At 64.5% G+C, this 19341-nt stretch carries 28 protein-coding genes and 2 pseudogenes; 1 reads left to right on the forward strand and 29 read right to left on the reverse strand.

Annotated features, from left to right (window positions below; all coding sequences use genetic code 11):
- From EG850_RS06670 to rpsJ, 29 genes and pseudogenes are all read right to left on the reverse strand, one after another.
- Positions 1-603 (reverse strand): IS3 family transposase (locus tag EG850_RS06670; RefSeq protein ID WP_124971808.1); only part of this gene is annotated, 603 nt, incomplete at its 3' end.
- Between the two features lie 11 nt (positions 604-614).
- Complete coding sequence (locus EG850_RS13520; protein ID WP_235829238.1) at positions 615-938, reverse strand: helix-turn-helix domain-containing protein; 324 nt, start codon at positions 936-938, stop codon at positions 615-617.
- A gap of 27 nt (positions 939-965) precedes the next feature.
- Positions 966-1139 (reverse strand): annotated as a pseudogene (locus tag EG850_RS13745) (helix-turn-helix domain-containing protein); the annotation flags it as partial.
- A gap of 107 nt (positions 1140-1246) precedes the next feature.
- Positions 1247-2386 (reverse strand): hypothetical protein, encoded by a 1140-nt coding sequence (locus EG850_RS06680; protein WP_124971812.1) that lies wholly within the window; start codon positions 2384-2386, stop codon positions 1247-1249.
- The gene (locus EG850_RS06685; RefSeq protein ID WP_235829239.1) at positions 2383-3732 is read right to left on the reverse strand and encodes a glycosyltransferase; all 1350 of its coding nucleotides are present in this window, start codon (positions 3730-3732) and stop codon (positions 2383-2385) included. Before EG850_RS06685 ends, EG850_RS06680 begins: the two co-directional genes overlap by 4 nt.
- Positions 3729-4622: an ATP-grasp domain-containing protein gene (locus EG850_RS06690; protein ID WP_124971814.1), complete on the reverse strand. Its 894-nt coding sequence runs from the start codon at positions 4620-4622 to the stop codon at positions 3729-3731. Before EG850_RS06690 ends, EG850_RS06685 begins: the two co-directional genes overlap by 4 nt.
- Entirely contained in the window at positions 4619-5572 is a 954-nt protein-coding gene (locus EG850_RS06695) for a PIG-L deacetylase family protein (protein ID WP_214609525.1), read from the reverse strand. Before EG850_RS06695 ends, EG850_RS06690 begins: the two co-directional genes overlap by 4 nt.
- 226 nt (positions 5573-5798) lie before the next feature.
- On the reverse strand, positions 5799-6395 hold the full coding sequence (locus EG850_RS06700) for an adenylate kinase (protein WP_185714973.1): 597 nt from the start codon (positions 6393-6395) through the stop codon (positions 5799-5801).
- Positions 6392-7750, reverse strand: coding sequence for a preprotein translocase subunit SecY (secY, locus tag EG850_RS06705; RefSeq protein ID WP_124971816.1), 1359 nt, complete (start codon positions 7748-7750; stop codon positions 6392-6394). Before secY ends, EG850_RS06700 begins: the two co-directional genes overlap by 4 nt.
- 79 nt (positions 7751-7829) lie before the next feature.
- On the reverse strand, positions 7830-8288 hold the full coding sequence (rplO, locus tag EG850_RS06710; protein WP_124971818.1) for a 50S ribosomal protein L15: 459 nt from the start codon (positions 8286-8288) through the stop codon (positions 7830-7832).
- Positions 8288-8476, reverse strand: coding sequence for a 50S ribosomal protein L30 (gene rpmD, locus EG850_RS06715; RefSeq protein WP_124971820.1), 189 nt, complete (start codon positions 8474-8476; stop codon positions 8288-8290). The genes rplO and rpmD overlap by 1 nt, the downstream gene beginning before the upstream one ends.
- The gene (gene rpsE / locus EG850_RS06720) at positions 8476-9168 is read right to left on the reverse strand and encodes a 30S ribosomal protein S5 (protein WP_124972135.1); all 693 of its coding nucleotides are present in this window, start codon (positions 9166-9168) and stop codon (positions 8476-8478) included. The genes rpmD and rpsE overlap by 1 nt, the downstream gene beginning before the upstream one ends.
- Positions 9169-9203: 35 nt before the next feature.
- A complete protein-coding gene (gene rplR, locus EG850_RS06725) occupies positions 9204-9563 on the reverse strand; it encodes a 50S ribosomal protein L18 (RefSeq protein WP_124971822.1) in 360 nt (119 codons plus the stop codon).
- Positions 9564-9565: 2 nt separating this feature from the next.
- Entirely contained in the window at positions 9566-10099 is a 534-nt protein-coding gene (gene rplF / locus EG850_RS06730; RefSeq protein WP_124971824.1) for a 50S ribosomal protein L6, read from the reverse strand.
- Positions 10100-10105: 6 nt separating this feature from the next.
- On the reverse strand, positions 10106-10504 hold the full coding sequence (rpsH, locus tag EG850_RS06735) for a 30S ribosomal protein S8 (protein ID WP_124971826.1): 399 nt from the start codon (positions 10502-10504) through the stop codon (positions 10106-10108).
- A 147-nt stretch (positions 10505-10651) separates the two neighbouring features.
- Complete coding sequence (rplE, locus tag EG850_RS06740) at positions 10652-11236, reverse strand: 50S ribosomal protein L5 (RefSeq protein ID WP_124971828.1); 585 nt, start codon at positions 11234-11236, stop codon at positions 10652-10654.
- A 78-nt stretch (positions 11237-11314) separates the two neighbouring features.
- Positions 11315-11668: pseudogene (gene rplX / locus EG850_RS06745) on the reverse strand (50S ribosomal protein L24); the annotation flags it as partial.
- Between the two features lie 2 nt (positions 11669-11670).
- Positions 11671-12039 (reverse strand): 50S ribosomal protein L14, encoded by a 369-nt coding sequence (gene rplN, locus EG850_RS06750; protein WP_124971832.1) that lies wholly within the window; start codon positions 12037-12039, stop codon positions 11671-11673.
- Positions 12040-12082: 43 nt separating this feature from the next.
- Positions 12083-12394 carry a 30S ribosomal protein S17 gene (gene rpsQ, locus EG850_RS06755; protein WP_124971834.1) on the reverse strand — a complete coding sequence of 104 codons (312 nt, stop codon included), beginning with the start codon at positions 12392-12394 and terminating at the stop codon, positions 12083-12085.
- Positions 12394-12699 (reverse strand): 50S ribosomal protein L29, encoded by a 306-nt coding sequence (rpmC, locus tag EG850_RS13695; RefSeq protein WP_124971836.1) that lies wholly within the window; start codon positions 12697-12699, stop codon positions 12394-12396. The genes rpsQ and rpmC overlap by 1 nt, the downstream gene beginning before the upstream one ends.
- Positions 12700-12702: 3 nt before the next feature.
- Complete coding sequence (rplP, locus tag EG850_RS06765) at positions 12703-13119, reverse strand: 50S ribosomal protein L16 (RefSeq protein ID WP_124971838.1); 417 nt, start codon at positions 13117-13119, stop codon at positions 12703-12705.
- 3 nt (positions 13120-13122) lie between these two features.
- On the reverse strand, positions 13123-13866 hold the full coding sequence (rpsC, locus tag EG850_RS06770; protein WP_124971840.1) for a 30S ribosomal protein S3: 744 nt from the start codon (positions 13864-13866) through the stop codon (positions 13123-13125).
- Entirely contained in the window at positions 13866-14249 is a 384-nt protein-coding gene (gene rplV / locus EG850_RS06775; RefSeq protein WP_124971842.1) for a 50S ribosomal protein L22, read from the reverse strand. Before rplV ends, rpsC begins: the two co-directional genes overlap by 1 nt.
- A 25-nt stretch (positions 14250-14274) precedes the next feature.
- Entirely contained in the window at positions 14275-14556 is a 282-nt protein-coding gene (gene rpsS / locus EG850_RS06780; RefSeq protein ID WP_124971844.1) for a 30S ribosomal protein S19, read from the reverse strand.
- A gap of 12 nt (positions 14557-14568) precedes the next feature.
- On the reverse strand, positions 14569-15408 hold the full coding sequence (gene rplB / locus EG850_RS06785; RefSeq protein WP_124971846.1) for a 50S ribosomal protein L2: 840 nt from the start codon (positions 15406-15408) through the stop codon (positions 14569-14571).
- Between the two features lie 21 nt (positions 15409-15429).
- Positions 15430-15729 (reverse strand): 50S ribosomal protein L23, encoded by a 300-nt coding sequence (gene rplW / locus EG850_RS06790; protein WP_124971848.1) that lies wholly within the window; start codon positions 15727-15729, stop codon positions 15430-15432.
- A complete protein-coding gene (gene rplD / locus EG850_RS06795) occupies positions 15726-16376 on the reverse strand; it encodes a 50S ribosomal protein L4 (RefSeq protein ID WP_124971850.1) in 651 nt (216 codons plus the stop codon). The genes rplW and rplD overlap by 4 nt, the downstream gene beginning before the upstream one ends.
- Before the next feature lie 4 nt (positions 16377-16380).
- Positions 16381-17034, reverse strand: a complete 654-nt coding sequence (gene rplC, locus EG850_RS06800; RefSeq protein WP_124971852.1) for a 50S ribosomal protein L3 — start codon at positions 17032-17034, stop codon at positions 16381-16383.
- A gap of 8 nt (positions 17035-17042) precedes the next feature.
- Positions 17043-17351: a 30S ribosomal protein S10 gene (gene rpsJ / locus EG850_RS06805; RefSeq protein WP_026935977.1), complete on the reverse strand. Its 309-nt coding sequence runs from the start codon at positions 17349-17351 to the stop codon at positions 17043-17045.
- Positions 17352-17886: 535 nt separating this feature from the next.
- Here rpsJ and EG850_RS06810 point away from each other — a divergent pair.
- A complete protein-coding gene (locus tag EG850_RS06810; protein ID WP_124971854.1) occupies positions 17887-19284 on the forward strand; it encodes a pyridoxal phosphate-dependent decarboxylase family protein in 1398 nt (465 codons plus the stop codon).
- Positions 19285-19341 lie beyond the last annotated feature (57 nt).

Raw genomic sequence — 19341 nt, forward strand, 5'->3', positions numbered from 1 at the left:
TCCGGTGTCAGGGTGTTGCGACAACCAATTGAATCCGCCCTGGAACCCTTGGTCCGAGTGCACCAACGGCCGCGCGCCCGTATCGAGTGAAGCCAACGCTTGTTCGACCGATTCCAGCACGAAGGCCAGCCCTGGGGACCGGTCGATCGTGTACGAGATGATCTGCCCATCGAACAGATCCATTACCGGCGATAAGTAGACCCGTTGCCCACACACCTTGAACTCGGTCACATCCGTCACTAACTTCTCACCCGGCGCGGTTGCACGGAACTGCTGCGCCAGCAGGTTCGGCGCTTTCCCCGACGCAGCGCCCGAGGGCCGGGGTCGTTTCCGACGCCGGGTGGGGCATACCAGTCCCAGCTCGCGCATCAGCTTCCACACCGTTTTCTTCGACACCCACCAGCCCTGCCTCCGCAGTTCGAGGCGGATGCGCCGATGCCCGTAACACTTGAGGTTGGTGAAGATCGCGGTGACCGCGCCCTTCAACTCCGCCCGCGGGTCCGACGCCCGCAGTCGGGCCTGGTGGTAGAAGTACGTTGACCTGGGCAGCCCGGCCGCTGCAAGCAGCACGGGGAGTTTGTGGTCCGCCTTGAGCGACTGCACCGCCACAGTTTTCACTGCGGCGGACGCGTCCTCAAGGCCTGCACTTTTCCCAGTAACGCGACCTTCGCGCGCAGGAACTCGTTCTCGGCCTGTAACCGGGCCAACTCGATCGCGATCGAATCGTCCGGTGTCGTTGCCGGGGTGGCGGGTGCCGGGTCGACGTGTGCCGGGACCGGGCCGGTACCAGCACCGGGACCGCCCAACGCGTCCGGGCCACCTTCCCGGTACTTTGCCGTCCAGGTCGACACCAGCCCGGGCGAGGACAGTCCGTACTCGTTTGCGAGGACGACTTTCGGGACACCGGCGAGGTGTCGCTCCACGACCTCGAGTTTCACGTCAATTGGGTAGGTCTTCCGGCCTCGTGGCTTATTCACTACTGCCTCGCTTCCACCGGCCCGCCAACGCAGCGACAGGCGCCGGACTGCGTCCGCGTTCATTCCGAGCTGTTTACTGATCACTCGGTAACCATGCCCGGCTTGCAACAACGCTAACGCGCGGGCTCGTTCGTACTCCGTGAATGAGGGTTTCGTTCCCATGCACTGTTCTCCCTAAACAAAAGTTGGACCGGTCAAACCGGTCCAACTTTTGGGGTCCAGTGCAGAACGGGATGCCGTGCGCTGAGGTGCTCGAAGCGCCGCCCTGATCAGCCCCAGTGGGCGGCGAGTTGCGACCAGTGCGCCTCAGTGAACCGCGAGTACGGGGTCACTGACACGCTCGCCGCTCCCCCGGCTTCGGCACCGGCGATCGCTGCGATCATCGTCTCGGGCGAGATCGTGCCGTCGACGGCGCCGAAGTCATCGCCGGATGCCCACAGGCCGATCGAGATGGTCATGCGGTCAAGCGGCAACCCGGCCTCGGCGAGCGAACGCACGAACGGCTCCAGCGCATCCGGCCCGCGATCGGCGAGCGAGAAGTACGCCCAGACAATGAGCCCATCGACCTGATCGAGGAGCAGCTCGTAATCATGACCCGACTCGGGGCGGCCAGCCGCGGGGTCATCGAAGTTCGCCCGCACATCCACCTCGATGCGCACGCCCGCGTCGCGCGCGCCCGGCGCGATGCGCGCCATGGTGTCGGCGACGACCTGCGAGCGCCACTGCGCAATGCGGGGCGACTCGGCATCGATCTCACCATCGGGCAGGCGCGGCCAATCGCGCTCGCCGGTCATGTCGACATAGAGATCGTGGTCGTCAACGCCGAAGGTGTGGTCATCGAACATGAGCTCGGTGAGCGTGACCGCATCGGGCTGATAGCGCGTCGACACTTCAGCCACGAGGGCGGCAAGTCGCTCACCTACTGGCTCATTGCGCAGGGCTGCGGCTGAGGCAAAGTCTTCCGAATGCTCGCCGTGCGTATCGATGCCGGCGACCTCGTTGTCTTGCGCGATCCATCCCGGCACGAACGCGTCGACGGTGAGCACGATGCGCCGCTTCGTGCCGTCGCCAGCCGTACCGATCGCCGCAATGGCCTCGGCGATGAAGTCCCGCCCGGTGTCACGCACGAGTGACGACTCAGCGTCGGACTGAGCCGACCACGGAAATGCCGTCCAATCCGCGCGTCCGACGGCGAGATGCACTTCGGTCACCCCGGCAGCGTCGAGCCGTCCAGCGATCGCCGCCCAGTCCTGCTGCTCGACGACAATGTCTTCAAACCCGAGACTCACCGCTCGGTTCGAAGCGACCTGCCCTGCAGTCGTCGCCGAGGTATCGCCACCTGGTGGCGAACATCCGGCAAGCACCAGCATCGCCGCCGCCACGAGCGCGATGAGCCGAGCGAATCTCATTGGGTGACCTCCGCATCCATTGAGGCGCTTGACCGGGCGGCCTCAACACTCACCACACCGGTGCGTTCGAGCTTGTTCCAACGCTGCGGCGCACCGCGCAATTCGAGCCAGATTGCTTTGACCATGACCATATTCATCCAGACGGAGTAGAGCGGCCACAGGGGAAGTGCCCAGAGATGCTTGAGATCGCCGAGGGCACGGTTGAGCGCAACGGCGATGACGATGAGCAGGAGCGACACCGGGTAACCAAGCCAGAGCACCGCCTGCCAGACGCCGAGCGGAACGAGCGCGCCGACGCCCATTGCGAGGAGCACGAGCGCAATCGCGAGCAAGACCAGCTGCACCACGGGCAATACGACCGACATCGCGAAGTTCACGAGCAAGAACACTCCGAACGAACCGTAGCGCGGGTTGCCGACGGCCCCAGCATGGATGCGGTACCCGTGCAGGAGTCCCCGCGCCCAGCGCACGCGCTGTTTCCACAGCCCCCTGAGCGTCGACGGCGACTCAGCGTAGACGAGCGCGCGCGGGGCGAAGCTCACGCGATAGCCGGCGCGGTGGAGTCGCCAAGTAAGTTCGAGATCTTCACCGATGGTGTCTTCGCGCAGGAGCCCCACATCCTCAAGAGCACTGCGACGAAAGGCACCACTATTGCCCGAAACCACCGGCATGCAGCGCAGCAGGTGCAGTGCCCGGCGCATGAGCCCGGTGCCGACGTGGCTGATCAGCGCCATGAACTTCGTTTGCACCCGATCGAGATTGACGGGGCGGTCATCTCCGCAAACTGCGCCGACGCGAGGGTCGTCGAAGCCCGCGAGCAGTTCGTCAATCGTGTCGGGCAGGAAGAGCCCGTCGGCATCGACGAGGATGAGCACCTCGCCGCTGGCTCGACGAATCCCGTTGTTGAGCGCCGCACCTTTGCCGCCGTTCGGCTGGGTGAACGCGCGCACGACCTCGTGCTCGGCCTCAAGCCGTTGCATTCGGGCGAAGGTGTCGTCGCTTGAGCCATCGTCAACGAGCAAGACCTCGAGGTTCGGGTAGCCACAATTCACGATCGAGCGCACGCAATTGTCGATAACTTTCGACTCGTTGTACCCGGGCACCACCACGGTCACGCGCGGGCGGGCATCCACGAGCTCATCACGGTCGGTGTGCAAGCGCTTAGTGCGCCGTTCGCGCTCGGCTTCAAGCAATTGCCAGCGCGAGTGGCGGCGATTGCGGCGACGACGGTCGTCGAACTCGAAGGCGATTGCGAACGGCACCAGCAGCATCCGCAAGATGCCGAACAACGGCACCGCCGCACCCACAATGAGCGCGAACGAGAGCAGCCACTCGGCAAAACTCACCGCGTTGTCGTTCCCGAAAGCTCCGCAGCGAGGGTGCGGTCGAGCAGTTCTGGCGCTGCGGCCGAATTGGCACCGAAGCGCGCGTTGATCTCGAGCACGACCGGGCGACCGGATGCTTCGCGGCGGATGTCGAGGTCAACGGCGCCGGTCAAGCCGAGCGCGAGCACCGCATCCCGTGCCAGCGCTTCGACGTCGGCGACTTCGCCCGCTTTGCGGCGCACCGTCGAGACGGCGTTCCCCACGCGACCCTCTTTGAGCGCCGTCTTTTCGAGCACGACGACCATGACGTCATCGCCGCGCCGGTACACCTGCGGGCAATACTCGGTGCCGGGCGCGAACGATTGCACGACATCGGCCGCATCGAGCGTCGACCAGTCGAGGTCGCTCGCCGATTCAATGAGGCGCACCCCGCGGCCTCCGCGCGAGACACGCGGTTTGACGACGACCGGGCCGCCAAGGGCCGCCATCGCGGCTTCGGCGCCGGCGAAGTCAGCTGGCGAGCCGTGGCCAGGCACGGCAACACCGGCATCAGCGAGAGCCCACATCGTGATGAGTTTATCGGCGCTGAGTGCCACCGGCCCGGCCGCAGAAATTGCCACGCGGCAGCCGATCGTCTTGCCGATGCCAGCGAGCGCGACGAGTTCATCCTGCACCGTGGTCACGATGAGATCGACGCCGTGCTCGGCCACGAGGCGACGCATGGCCGGGGCGTATTCGGGCGCATCCGCGCGAGGCACAGTGACCGCAGCGTCATAGCGCGGGTCATCGAGTTCAAGTAGGTCGGCGCCGGTGAAGACGAGCCCCGGGCGGTCAGCGCGAGCACGATCGAGCTGCGCGCCAAGCGCCGCGCCAGCCGGTCCGGCAGCACCGGTGATGAGCACCACGGTCATCGCTGCGGACCCCCTGCCGTCGGTACTTCGATCGGACCCGAATCAATGAGGTAGCGCACCGGCTCATACGCCTCGGCGTAAACGCACTTTGCCTGGCCACCACGGAAGCTCGCAATGCCCTTGGTTCGTTCGGGAGTCATATACGGCTTTCCCGATTGGTTGCGATGCAGTTGAATCGCCTCGATCTTGATATCGACGTACTCGCTGATGTCGATGAAGATGCTCGGGTTGAACTCGCGCGTCGACGAGGGCGACTCGAACCCGAGGATGTTCGAGTGGTGGCGCCCGGCGCGCAGCACCGCGAGATGCACCGCCTGGTGATCCTGATGCTGGTCGTGGGCCGAGTGCGTGAGGATGAGGTTCGGTTCGACTTCCCGAATCGCCTTCTCGACAATCGCGATCATCTCGGAGTTGACCGTTTCGAGACGGGTATCGGGCAGATCATGCACCTCGACATTGTGCATCCCGAGGAACGCCGCGCCATCAAGCGCTTCTTGTAGCCGCACTTCGCGGTCGCCGCCATTGGTGCCGTGCGTCATCACAATGCCGTGCACGAAATGACCTCCATCGACGAGCCGGGCAATGGTGCCGCCGCAGGCGAGTTCGAGATCATCAGGATGCGCACCGACCACGAGCACCTTGTGCGGCACGTCAACGGGCCGCTCGAGATGTAGCCGCGCGAGGAGCGCAAACATGAGGAGCACGACGAGGGCGAACACGGTCACCACCGAGGCGGCCTGAGTGAAGCCATCAAGCTCATGGTGACCAACAACTTGCCACACGACCGCCAGCGCGTTGAGCGCGAATAGCGACGCAAACGAGCCCGACAGGATGCGCCGCATCCGGTCGGAACGCTTGAGCAAGCGACGCATGCGGCGGCTCACGTTCGGCCAGAGAAAGACCAGTAGCGCACCCGCACACAGCAACATCAGGGTGATCGAGAGCAGCATCCGCGCACAGACCTCCTACCCAGACCAACTTCCTTGGACCATCCTTAAGGGTAGGACGCGCCGGACCGTTCACCTGGTACCCGTTCAGAATTGCATCCCGAGAATGATTTGATGCGGATCAATAGTGAGGTTGTTGAGTATCTGGCATCAGCCGCAGCTATCTGGGCGAGCGGAAAGCAACGACGCCCTCCCCTGTAATTGGGAGAGGGCGCCGTCGTGAATCTAGCTAGGCCGCCGGCGAGAAGCCCTTGGCCTCGAGGGCCGCGAGGATGCGCTGGGCAACCTCTTCGACCGTGCCCATACCGTCGACCTCGACGACGGCGCCGCGGGCGGCATAGACGTCGATGATCGGCGCGGTCTCGGTCGCGTAGACCTCCTGGCGGTGACGGATCACTTCTTCGGTGTCGTCAACGCGACCCTGCTCCTCCGAACGCTTGAGCAGGCGCTCGACCACGGCATCCGTGTCGGTGACGAGCTGCACGACGGCGTCGATCGACGCGCCCTGCTCAGCGAGGAGGTCGGTGAGGAAGTCGACCTGACCGACGGTGCGCGGGTAACCATCGAGTAGGAAGCCCGGGGTGACATCGCGCTGGGCGAGGCGGTCCCGGATGAGCTCGTTGGTGAGCGAGTCAGGCACGAGCTGGCCCTGGGCCGTAATCTCCTGCACCTGCTTGCCGAGGTCAGTGCCGTTCTTGATGTTGGCGCGGAAGATGTCACCGGTCGAAATGGCCGGAACACCGTAGGCGGCCGCGAGGTCGGTGGCCTGGGTGCCCTTACCGGCACCGGGTGCGCCGACGATGAGCAGACGGATCGGAGTGGTCATCGGAGAAGCCCTTCATAGTTGCGTTGCTGGAGCTGTGCGTCGATCTGCTTGACCGTCTCAAGGCCAACACCGACGAGGATGAGGATCGAAGCGCCACCGAACGGGAAGTTCTGGTTGGCTCCGACGGTAGCCAGCGCAATCAGCGGCAACAGCGCAATGATGCCGAGGTAGATCGAGCCGGGGAAGGTAATGCGGTTGAGCACGTAGGCGAGGTAGTTCGCGGTCGGCTGGCCGGCACGAATACCGGGCACAAAACCGCCCTGCTGACGCATGTTCTCGGCGACCTCATCCGGGTTGAACGCGATGTACACGTAGAAGTAGGCGAAGCCGATCGTGAGCAAGAAGTAGATCGCCATGTAGAACAGCGAGTCACCGGTGACGAGGTTGTTCTGAATCCAAACAACCCACTCGGCGGGTGCCTGACCCGCGGCTGGCTGGTTGAAGTTGGCGATGAGCGCCGGAATCATCAGCAGCGACGAGGCGAAGATGACCGGGATCACACCGGCCTGGTTGACCTTGATCGGGATGTAGGTCGACTGGCCACCGTAAGTGCGGCGACCCACCATGCGCTTCGCGTACTGCACCGGGATGCGGCGCTGCGACTGCTCGACGAACACGACCGCAACGAGCACGCCGAAGGCGATGACGCTGATGATGCCGAGGGTGAGGCCACCGCCAGCACCGCTCACAAGCGACCACATGGCCTGCGGGAAGCTGGCACAGATCGAGGTGAAGATAAGTAGCGACATACCGTTGCCGATGCCGCGCTCAGTGATGAGCTCACCGAACCACATGATGACTGCGGTTCCCGCGGTGAACGCGGTGATGATCAGGATCATGCGCACGACGTTGGTGGTCGTGTCGAAGCCGGTGAGTTCGGGAACGAGGTTGAGTACGTTCGCACACTCGCCACCGATATTGCCGAAGAGGGCGCCAGTGCGCGCCATGGTGAGCAGCGTCGTCGACTGCAGAACGGCGAGCGCGATGGTGAGGTAACGGGTGTACTGGGTGAGCGTCGCCTGGCCAGACTGGCCCTCCTTGTGCAACGTCTCGAAGCGCGGGATGACCACGCGCAGCAGCTGCACGATGATCGACGCGGTGATGTACGGCATGATGCCGAGCGCGAAGATCGACAGCTGCAGCAGTGCTCCACCCGAGAAGAGGTTGAGCATATTAAGCAGGTTGACCGAGCCGTCGAGACCCACGCCAGCCACACACGACTGCACCGCCGGATAGTCGACGAACGGTGCCGGCACGGTGGTGCCGAGTCGGTAAATGGCGAGCATGGCGAGCGTGAACAAGATCTTCCGACGAAGGTCGGGAGTCTTGAATACCCGGGAGATGGCGCTGAACACGCTGAGATTCCTGCTTTCGCGAAAATTAATCGACAAACAATTGCGGGGCCGGCGTGACGCCGGCCCCGCAAGAGGCAATTTACTTGACGGAGCCGCCCGCGGCCACGATCTTCTGCTCTGCCGAGCTCGAGACCTTGTCCACGTCAATGTTCAGCTTAACCGTAAGCTCGCCGGTGCCGAGCACCTTGACGAGTTCGTTCTTACGAACGGCACCCTTCGCAACGAGGTCGTCCACCGTGACGTCGCCGCCCTCGGGGTAGAGCTCGGCGAGCGTGTACAGGTTGACTACCTGGTACTCGGTGCGGAACGGGTTCTTGAACCCGCGCAGCTTCGGGGTGCGCATGTGCTGCGGCATCTGGCCACCCTCGAAGCCGAGGCGCACCGTGGTGCGTGCCTTCGAGCCCTTGGTACCGCGGCCAGCGGTCTTACCCTTCGAGCCTTCACCGCGACCCTTGCGGGTCTTCGACTTCTTGGCACCGGGGGCGGGACGCAAGTCGTGCAGCTTGAGCACGTCGTCCTGAGTTTCGTTGTTCGACATTATTCGCTGATCTCCTCGACCTTGACCAGGTGAGCGACCGTACGCACGTAGCCGCGCAGCTGCTGCGTGTCCTCACGGACCACGCTGTCGCCGATGCGCTTGAGGCCGAGCGAGCGGAGCGTGTCACGCTGGTTCTGCTTTTCGCTGATGACCGACTTGATCTGGGTCACCTTGAGTGACTGAGCCATTAGGCACCAACCTTTGCAGCCTTGGCAGCCTCGTCGGCGGCACGGGCCTGGTCGCGCAGGATGCGCTCCGGAACCACGCGCTCGATGTCGAGGCCACGACGGGCGGCCACTGCGCGGGGCTCTTCGAGCTGCTGCAGGGCGGCGACCGTCGCGTGGACGATGTTGATGGTGTTCGACGAACCGAGCGACTTGCTCAGCACGTCGTGGATGCCCGCGCACTCGAGGACGGCGCGCACCGGACCACCCGCGATAACACCGGTACCCTGGGCGGCCGGACGCAGGAGCACGACGCCGGCAGCGGCTTCGCCCTGCACCGGGTGCGGGATGGTGTTGAGGACGCGCGGGACGCGGAAGAAGTTCTTCTTCGCCTCTTCGACGCCCTTCGAGATGGCGAGCGGAACTTCGCGGGCCTTACCGTAGCCGACACCCACGAGGCCGTTGCCGTCACCGACAACGACGAGCGCGGTGAAGCTAAAGCGACGACCACCCTTGACGACCTTCGAGACGCGGTTGATGGTGACAACGCGCTCGAGGAACTCGCTCTTCTCTTCTTCACGGCCGCCACGACCGCGGCCACCACGGCCGCCACGACCCTGCTGCTGACGGTCACGCTGACCACCGCGGCGGTCGCCACGGTCGTCACGCACGTTCGACTCGCTGGATGCAGCGGTCTCGACGGGAGCGTCGGTCATGTTCTCGACGGTCTCGGCGTTTTCGATCTTCTCGGTCACAGGCTCAGCCCTGCCTCTCGTGCTCCATCAGCGATGGCCGCAACGCGGCCGGCGTACTTGTTACCGCCACGGTCGAAAACGACCGACTCAACGCCGGCAAGCTTCGCGCGCTCGGCAACGAGCTCACCAACGCGACGCGCCTTGGCGGTCTTGTCGCCTTCGAGGCCACGGAGCTCTGCTTCCATGGTCGAAGCCGAGGCCACGGTGTGGCCCTGGGCGTCGTCGATGACCTGAACGAACACGTGACGTGCCGAACGGGTAACGACGAGACGGGGACGCTCGGGGGTACCGACGATCTTCTTGCGCAGGCGCGCGTGGCGACGGCCACGGGCTGCCGACTTGCTCTTCTGAGCCATAGTTACTTACCAGCCTTTCCGGCCTTGCGACGGACCTGCTCGCCCTCGTAGCGGATGCCCTTACCCTTGTACGGCTCCGGCGGACGAATCTTGCGGATGTTCGCGGCGACTTCGCCAACGAGCTGCTTGTCGATACCTTCAACGGTGATCTTCGGGCCCTCAACCTTGAACGCAATACCTGCAGGCGGGTCGAACGAGACCGGGTGCGAGAAGCCGAGCGCGAACTCGAGGCCCGAGCCCTTCTGTGCCACGCGGTAACCGGTACCAACGACCTCGAGGCCCTTGGAGTAGCCCTGGGTGACGCCGATGATGTTGTTGTTGATGAGCGTGCGGGTGAGACCGTGGAGCGCGCGCGAGTCACGCTCGTCGTCGGGACGGGTGACGAGCACCTGGCCCTCTTCGATCTTCACCTCGATGGGCGACGCAACGGTGAGCGCGAGCTCACCCTTCGGGCCCTTCACGGTGATGTCCGAGCCATCGACCTTGACGTCGACGCCGGCGGGAATCTCAATGGGGAGACGACCAATACGCGACATGTGCGATCACCACACGTAGGCGAGGACTTCCCCACCCACGCCCTTCTGCTCGGCCTCGCGGTCGGTAAGAAGACCCGATGAAGTGGACATGATGGCAATGCCGAGGCCGCCAAAGACGGTGGGCAGTTCGGTCGAGCGTGCGTACACGCGCAGACCCGGCTTCGAGACGCGCTTGATGCCGGTGATTGCCGGACGACGGTCGCCGCCGAACTTGAGCGAAACGTTGAGGCTCTCGCCGACGTTGGCGCTCTCGGCGCTCCAGTCGGTGATGTAACCCTCACGCTTGAGGATCTCAGCGATGTTCTTCTTGAGCTTCGAGCTGGGCATCGACACGGAGTCGTGGTGCGCGCTGCTCGCGTTGCGCAGACGGCTGAGCATGTCTGCGACGGGATCGGTCATGGTCATGACGCGGTCATTTCCTTTCGCCTGGTTTCGACGCCCCGGGCAGGGGCGCCGACCTGTGGTGTTGTCTGACGACGGTTGTCGCCAGACGGGGTAATCGCTTCCGCCCGAATAAACGGGCGGAAGCGACTAGTCTATGCCGACTTGGCTCTACTCCGAAAGACCGGAGTGGAACGGGAAGCCGAGCGCACGCAGCAGCGCGCGACCCTGCTCATCCGACTGCGCGGTGGTCACGACAGTGATGTCCATACCACGGGTGCGGTCGATCTTGTCGGGGTCGATCTCGTGGAACATAACCTGCTCCGTGAGACCGAAGGTGTAGTTGCCCTGGCCGTCGAACTGCTTGTCCGAAAGACCGCGGAAGTCGCGGATACGGGGCAGTGCGAGCGAGAGCAGACGGTCGAGGAACTCCCACATGCGGTCACCGCGGAGGGTGACGTGCGCGCCGATTGCCTGACCTTCACGCAGCTTGAACTGCGCGATGGACTTGCGGGCGAGGGTCACCTTCGGCTTCTGGCCGGTGATGAGGGTGAGGTCCGCGACTGCGCCCTCGATGAGCTTGCCATCACGGGCGGCGTCGCCGACACCCATGTTGACGACGATCTTCACGAGCCCCGGCACCTGGTTGACGTTGCCAAGACCGAGCTCCTCCTGGAGCTTTGCCTTGATGTCCTCGCGGTACTTGAGCTTGAGTCGGGGCTGGATTTTGCCAGCCACCGCAGCGGTGTCAGTCATGCGCTACTCGTTGTCCTTCTTCGCGGCCTTCTTAGGGGCCTTCTTTTCGGTCTTCTTCTCGGCCTTGACGGCGTCGCCATCGCGGCGCGAGGGCTTGAAGACGCGGGTGCGAACGGTCTTGGTGACGCCGTCCTTCTCGACCTGCTCCACCTTGACGCCCGTGCGGGCCGGCTTGCCGGTCTCGGGGTTGACGAGCGCGACGTTCGAGATGTGGATCGGGGCCTCAGCGGTCTCGATGCCACCGGTCTTCGAACCACGCTGCGTCTGGCCGACGCGGGTGTGCTTCGTGGCGTAGTTCACGCCTTCGACGATCACGCGGTCCTGGTCTGCGAGCACCTCGAGCACCTTGCCCTGGCGGCCGCGGTCGCCGCCGCGGTCCTGGGTCGGGCCCGAGATGACCTCAACGAGGTCGCCCTTGCGAATCTTCGCCATGGTTAGAGCACCTCCGGAGCGAGCGAAACAATCTTCATGAACTTCTTGTCGCGCAGCTCGCGGCCAACGGGGCCGAAGATACGCGTGCCGCGAGGCTCGCCGTCGGTCTTGAGGATCACGGCGGCGTTCTCGTCGAACTTGATGTACGAACCGTCAACGCGACGCGTGGGCTTCTTGGTGCGAACGACGACTGCCTTGACGACATCGCCCTTCTTCACGTTGCCACCGGGGATTGCATCCTTGACGGTGGCGACGATGATGTCACCGAGGCCGGCGTAGCGACGACCCGAGCCCCCGAGCACGCGGATGGTGAGCAGCTCCTTCGCGCCGGTGTTGTCGGCGACGCGAAGTCGGGATTCCTGCTGAATCATTTGTCAGTCTCCTTGGCTGTTGTAAAGCGCAGTAGGCGAAGGCCTACTTCGCCTTCTCGAGGATCTCGACCAGCCGCCAGTGCTTGCCAGCGCTGAGGGGACGGGTCTCGGCGATGAGCACGAGGTCGCCGATGCCGGCGGTGTTCTGCTCGTCGTGTGCCTTGATCTTGCTGGAGCGGCGGAGCACCTTGCCGTAAAGGGGGTGCTTCACGCGGTCCTCGACCAGGACAACGATGGTCTTGTCCATCTTGTCGCTGGTGACGTAGCCACGGCGGGTCTTGCGGTGGTTGCGCTGGGTCTCGTCGGCAGCCGTGGCGACCTCAGCCTCGGCCGCGTTCGCGGTGTTCTCAGCCATTAGTTGGTCTCCTCGTTCGTTGCCTCGGCCTCAGCCTCAGCCTTCTTGCCGCGCTTCTTCGGCTTCTCCTCGACGGCCGCTGGGGTCGCCCGGATGCCGAGCTCGCGCTCGCGAATGACCGTGTAGATGCGAGCAATGTCGCGCTTCACGGCACGGATGCGGCCGCGCTCCTCGCCCTGGCCGGTAGCGGCCTGGAAGCGGAGGTTGAACAGCTCTTCCTTGGCCTTCTTCAGCTCTTCGCCGAGACGGCCTTCTGCCATGGTGTCGAGCTCGGTGATGGCGAGCTCCTTAGATCCGATCGCCATTGCTTACTCGCCTTCCTCACGGGTGATGATGCGTGCCTTGAGTGGCAGCTTGTGGATCGCGCGGGTGAGAGCCTCACGAGCAAGCTGCTCGTCCACGCCGCCGACCTCGAAGAGGACGCGGCCCGGCTTGATGTTGGCGACCCACCACTCGGGCGAGCCCTTACCCGAACCCATGCGGGTTTCGGCGGGCTTCTTGGTGAGCGGGCGGTCGGGGTAGACGTTGATCCACACCTTGCCGCCACGCTTGATGTGACGCGTCATCGCGATACGAGCTGCCTCGATCTGACGGTTGGTCACATACGCGGGGGTCAGCGCCTGGATGCCGAACTCACCAAACGTCACCTTGGTGCCACCGGTGGCCTGGCCACGACGGGTGGGACGGTGCTGCTTGCGGTACTTGACTCGACGGGGAATCAGCATGTCTTACGCCTCCGCTCCCGCGGCAACCTGCTCACGGCGGTTGCGACGCGGACGGTCACCGCGGTCACGCGGCGACTTCATGTTGGCCTGCTCACGAGCAAGCTCCTTGTTGGTCAGGTCACCCTTGTAGATCCACACCTTCACACCGATGCGGCCGTACGTGGTCTTTGCCTCGTAGAAGCCGTAGTCGATGTTGGCGCGGAGGGTGTGCAGGGGCACACGGCCCTCGCGGTAGAACTCAGAGCGGCTCATTTCAGCACCGCCGAGACGGCCCGACACCTGGATGCGAACACCCTTGGCGCCGGCGCGCTGTGCACCCTGGAGGCCCTTGCGCATCGCGCGGCGGAATGCCACACGAGCCGAGAGCTGCTCAGCGATGCCCTGAGCGACGAGCTGCGCATCCGAGTCGGGGTTCTTGACCTCGAGGATGTTCAGCTGGATCTGCTTGCCGGTGAGCTTCTCGAGGTCGGCGCGGATGCGCTCGGCCTCGGCGCCGCGGCGACCGATCACGATGCCCGGACGGGCGGTGTGAATGTCGACGCGAACGCGGTCACGGGTGCGCTCGATCTCGATGTTCGACACGCCAGCGCGGTCAAGCGACTCGGTGAGGTAGTTCCGGATGCGGATGTCTTCCTTCACGTAGTCGGCGTAGCGCTGACCAGGCTTCGTCGAGTCGGCGAACCAGCGCGACCGGTGGTCGGTGGTGATGCCGAGACGGAAGCCGTACGGATTGATCTTCTGGCCCATTACTTCTCCGCCTTCTGCTCGTCGGCGTCGGTCTCGGGCGTCGAGACGACGACGGTGATGTGGCTGGTGCGCTTGTTGATGCGACCGGCGCGGCCCTGGGCACGCGGACGGAAGCGCTTCAACGTGACGCCCTCATCGACGAAGATGCTCGACACGTAAAGGTCGCGCTCGTCGAGGTACTCGTTCGAGTTGTCGGCCTTGACGCGAGCGTTCGCGATGGCCGAAGCGACGGCCTTGTAGACCGGCTCCGATGCGCCCTGGGGCGCGAACTTCAGAATTGCGAGCGCTTCGAGCGCCTGCTTGCCGCGAACGAGGTTGACGACGCGACGAGCCTTCTGAGGGGTGACGCGGATGTGACGCGCACGCGCGATCGACTCCACCATGATTTCCTCCTTATGCGCCCCCGCGTTAGCGGCGGCGACCCTTCTTGTCGTCCTTCTCGTGGCCGCGGAAGGTGCGGGTCGGCGCGAATTCGCCGAGCTTGTGGCCGACCATCGTCTCGGTGACGAACACCGGGATGTGCTTGCGACCGTCGTGGACTGCGATGGTGTGACCGAGCATGTCCGGCACAATCATCGAGCGGCGCGACCACGTCTTGATGACGTTCTTCGTGCCTGCTTCGTTCTGCTTCTCCACCTTCTGCAGCAGGTGGTTGTCGACGAAGGGGCCCTTCTTGAGACTGCGAGGCATCTTCTTCTCCTACTACTTGCGCTTCTTGCCGGTGGGACGGCGGCGGACGATGAGCTTGTCGGATTCGAGGTTCGGCTTGCGGGTGCGGCCTTCCTTCTGACCCCACGGGCTAACCGGGTGACGGCCACCAGAGGTACGACCTTCACCACCACCGTGCGGGTGGTCGACCGGGTTCATGACCACACCACGCACGGTCGGGCGGACGCCCTTCCAGCGCTTGCGGCCAGCCTTACCGAGGTCGATGTTCGCCTGCTCGGCGTTGCCAACCTCGCCCACCGTGGCGCGGCAGCGCGCATCCACGTTGCGCACCTCGCCCGAGGGCAGGCGCAGCTGAGCGTAGGGGCCGTCCTTCGCAACGAGGCGGATCGAGGCGCCGGCCGAGCGGCCGAGCTTCGCGCCGCCACCGGGGCGGAGTTCCACCGCGTGCACAACGGTACCCGTGGGGATGTTGCGCAGCGGGAGGTTGTTGCCGGGCTTGATGTCAGCCTCGGGGCCCGACTCGATGATGTCGCCCTGCTTGAGCTTGTTCGGCGCGATGATGTAACGCTTCGTGCCGTCGAAGAAGTGGAGCAGCGCAATGCGAGCGGTGCGGTTGGGGTCGTACTCGATGTGTGCGACGCGGGCGTTGATGCCGTCCTTGTCGTTACGAGTGAAGTCGATCACGCGGTACTGGCGCTTGTGGCCACCACCGATGTGACGGGTCGTGATGCGACCCTGGTTGTTGCGGCCACCGGTCTTCGGCAGCGGCTTGAGCAGCGACTTCTCGGGGGTCGAGCGGGTGATCTCAGTGAACTCCGAGACCGAACCGCCGCGACGACCGGGGGTCGTGGGCTTGAATTTGCGAATCGCCATGGTTCTTCCTCAGTCCTCCGGTTAGCCGACGTTCGTAAAGATGTCGATCGAGCCGGACTTCAGGGTGACGATCGCGCGCTTGGTGTTCTTGCGCTTGCCGATGCCGAAACGGGTACGGCGAGTCTTGCCCTGACGGTTGATGGTGTTGACGCGGTCGACCTCGACCTCGAAGATGCGCTCGATGGCGATCTTGATTTCGGTCTTGTTCGAACGGGTGTCGACCTCGAAGGTGTACTTGCCCTGGTCGATGAGGCTGTAGCTCTTCTCAGAGATCACCGGCGCGATGATGATGTCGCGCGGGTCCTTGTTGATGGCGCTCATGCCAGCTGCTCCTTCTCGGTCTTGGCCGCGACGAACGCGTCGAAAGCGGTCTGGATGAAGACCACGTCGTCGGCGCGAAGCACGTCGTAGGCGTTGAGCTGGTCCGTGGTGAGCACGTGGGCGCGCTCGATGTTGCGGACCGACTTGCGGGTGACCACGTCGTCGCGGTCGACCACGACGAGGACGTTGCGGCCCTCAGCGGCGGTACGGAACGCGGCGTTGGCGCTGCGGGTCGAGGGAACCTCGCCGGTCACGAGCTCGGTGAACACGTGAATGCGGCCACCGCGGGCGCGGTCGGACAGCGACTGCAGCAGGGCTGCGGCAACCATCTTCTTGGGGGTGCGCTGCGAGTAGTCGCGGGGCGTCGGGCCGTGCACGATGCCACCGCCGCGGTGCTGCGGCATGCGGATCGAACCCTGACGGGCGTTACCCGTGCCCTTCTGCTTGAACGGCTTACGGCCGGCGCCGGAGCGCTCGCCGCGGTTCTTGGTCTTGTGGGTGCCCTGGCGCGCGGCAGCCTGCTGCGCGACGACGACCTGGTGGACGAGCGGAACGTTCACCTCGAGGCCGAACAGCTCCTCGGGGAGCTCAACGGTGCCGGTCTTCTTGCCGGTCGAGTCGAGGACGTCGATCGTGTTGGTAGCCATGAAACTAGGCCCCCTTCACTGCGTTGCGGACGAAAACGAGACGGCCCTTGGCACCGGGGACGGCGCCCTTGACCAGGAGCAGGTTGCGCTCGACATCGACACCCTGAACCGAGAGGTTCTGGACGGTGACGCGGTCGCTACCCATGCGGCCAGCCATGCGGGTGCCCTTGAACACGCGGCTCGGGGTGGCCGAGGCGCCGATCGAACCGGGCTTGCGGTGGTTCTTGTGCTGACCGTGCGAGGCACCGACACCAGCAAAGTTGTGGCGCTTCATGACACCGGCGAAGCCCTTACCCTTCGAGGTACCCACGACGTCGATCATCTGACCGACCTCGAAGATCTCGACGGTGAGCTCCTGGCCGACCTCGTACTCCGAAGCGTCCGGCGTGCGGATCTCGGTGAGGTGACGGCGCGGGGTGACACCAGCTGCCTTGAAGTGACCAGCTGCGGGCTGGTTGACCTTGCGCGGGTCGATGGCGCCGGCCGCGATCTGGATCGCGTCGTAGCCGTTCTTCTCGCCGGTCATGATCTGCGTGACAACGTTCGGGCTCACCTGGATGACGGTGACCGGAACCATGCGGTTGTCAGCATCCCAGATCTGGGTCATGCCCAGCTTCGTGCCGAGCAGCCCCTTGTAGTTCTTGGTTGCGGTAGACATGCGTTCCTCTAGAGCTTGATCTCGATGTTGACGTCGGCCGGAAGGTCGAGTCGCATGAGCGAGTCGACAGCCTTCGGCGTGGGGTCGACGATGTCGATCAGACGCTTGTGGGTGCGCTTCTCGAACTGCTCGCGGCTGTCCTTGTACTTGTGGGGCGAACGGATGACCGTCACCACGTTCTTCTCCGTCGGCAGCGGGACCGGCCCGATGACGGAGGCGCCTGCGCGCGTCACCGTGTCGACGATCTTGCGCGCGGAGTTGTCGATGACCTCGTGGTCATACGACTTCAGTCGGATGCGGATCTTTTGTCCCGCCATGTCCACTCCTATTTCCTCGTAGGGCCGTGGAAGGCCTCACTTGCATTGGACTGCTGCGCAGTCGGCGTGCACCACTGTGTATCTGTCAAGTTCACCGGCCCGGAGCGCGCGGACGCGCTCAGGCTGATGTGACGGCGGAACCAGGAGGTAACCTGTGCTCCACCGGAGCCGTGCTCTGCTGCCGGCGGTCTTGGCCTGTCCTAGTGGACGACCACACACGATCTCGGCAGTGATCCGGGCGCCTGCCTCGCACAAATGGCGATGACACGCTCGGAATGCTGAACTCAGTCAGTTTAGACCGAGTTCGCATGTTCATGCAACCCGGGCGTGTCGGATTCTTCTGGGAAGCCATGGTCTCGATCACCTCCGCTGCGCTACGGCACTCGACCAGCCAATATTGGTTCGTCGAGTAGCCCCCTCCCTGGTTCGTCGAGTAGGCCGAAGGCCGTATCGAGACGCACAACCACGCCCCGACCGCTATCGTTGCTTCGATCCGCAAGACCATCGCGGAAACCACTGAAAGGAGCGCTCAACGATGAGCGATCACCGTCAGCCCACGGCCGACCCGGCCACCGGCATGCACGACCACTCCCCCGAGCTGCTCGCACTCGTCGACAACGTCATCGACTATTCGCGCCGCCGCCTCATCTTCGACGACGTGCCGCTCGACAAGCCGATGCCGGAGCGCGAATTGCGCCGCCTCGCCCCCGGTTCCATCACCGAGGAAGGCATCGGCTCACGCCGCGCGCTCGCGATGTTTGAGAACGTACTCGCGCCCGCCTGTGTGTCGATCGACCATCCGGGCTATGTCGCGTTCATCCCCTCAGCCCCCACCAAGGCGTCGGTCGCCTTCGACCTCGTCGTCTCGGCCTCTTCGGTCTACGGCGGCTCCTGGCTTGAGGGTTCGGGCGCGATCTTTGCCGAGAACGAAGTCCTGCGGATGCTCGCCAATGAGTTCGGCATGCCCGAATCAGCCGGCGGTGTGTTCGTTCAGGGCGGCACCGTCGGCAATCTCTCGGCGCTGGTCACCGCCAGGGATGCACGCCGCCGCGCACTCGAGGCGGCCGGCCGTGACCGTCCCGACCGGTGGATCGTCATCTGCAGTGAGGAGTCGCACTCGTCCGTGCGTTCGGCTGCCGAAGTCATGGACGTGCGCGTCGTGACTGCCGAGGCGGATGCATCCGGTCGCCTGCACGGTGACGCCGTGCGCCCGCTCCTTGAAGAACACGGGGATGCCGTGTTCGCCGTCGTCGGTACGGCCGGCTCCACGAACCTTGGGCTGGTTGACGGCCTCGCCTCGATCGCGGCACTCAAGGATGAGTTCGACTTCTGGTTCCACGTCGACGGCGCCTATGGCCTTGCCGCTGCCCTTCTCCCCGAGTTGCGCGAGTGCTTCGCCGGCGTCGAAGCCGCCGACTCGGTCATCGTCGACCCGCACAAGTGGCTGTTCGCCCCGTTCGATGCCTGCGCGCTCATCTACCGTGACCCGGTCGCCGGCCGGCTCGCCCACACGCAGAAGGCCGGGTATCTCGACACCCTCGAGGGTGACGACTGGAACCCCTCCGACTTCGCTGTGCAGCTCACTCGGCGTGCCCGCGGGCTGCCGCTCTGGTATTCAATCGCAACGCACGGCGTCGGCGCTTATCGCGAGGCGATTCGCCACGGGGTGACGGTGGCTCACGCAGTTGCCGACCTCATCCGGGCACGTCCCGAACTTGAGCTCGTCACTGAGCCCGAGCTTTCGGTGGTGGCGTTCCGTCGGGTCGGCTGGGATGCCTCCGATTACGACCGCTGGTCAGCGCAGCTACTCGATGACCAATTGGCGTTTGTCACCGCATCCAGTCATCGCGGCCAGCCGATCACGCGATTTGCCGTGATCAATCCCCGCACGACGGTCGAACTCCTCAGCGAGATTCTCGACACGATGAAGTGACCGCCCCAACGAACTTGGCCCTCAGAACTCAGTGTTCTGAGGGCCAAGTTGCGTGGT

The organism is Gulosibacter macacae, from assembly GCF_003865375.1.
GTDB lineage: Bacteria > Actinomycetota > Actinomycetes > Actinomycetales > Microbacteriaceae > Gulosibacter > Gulosibacter macacae.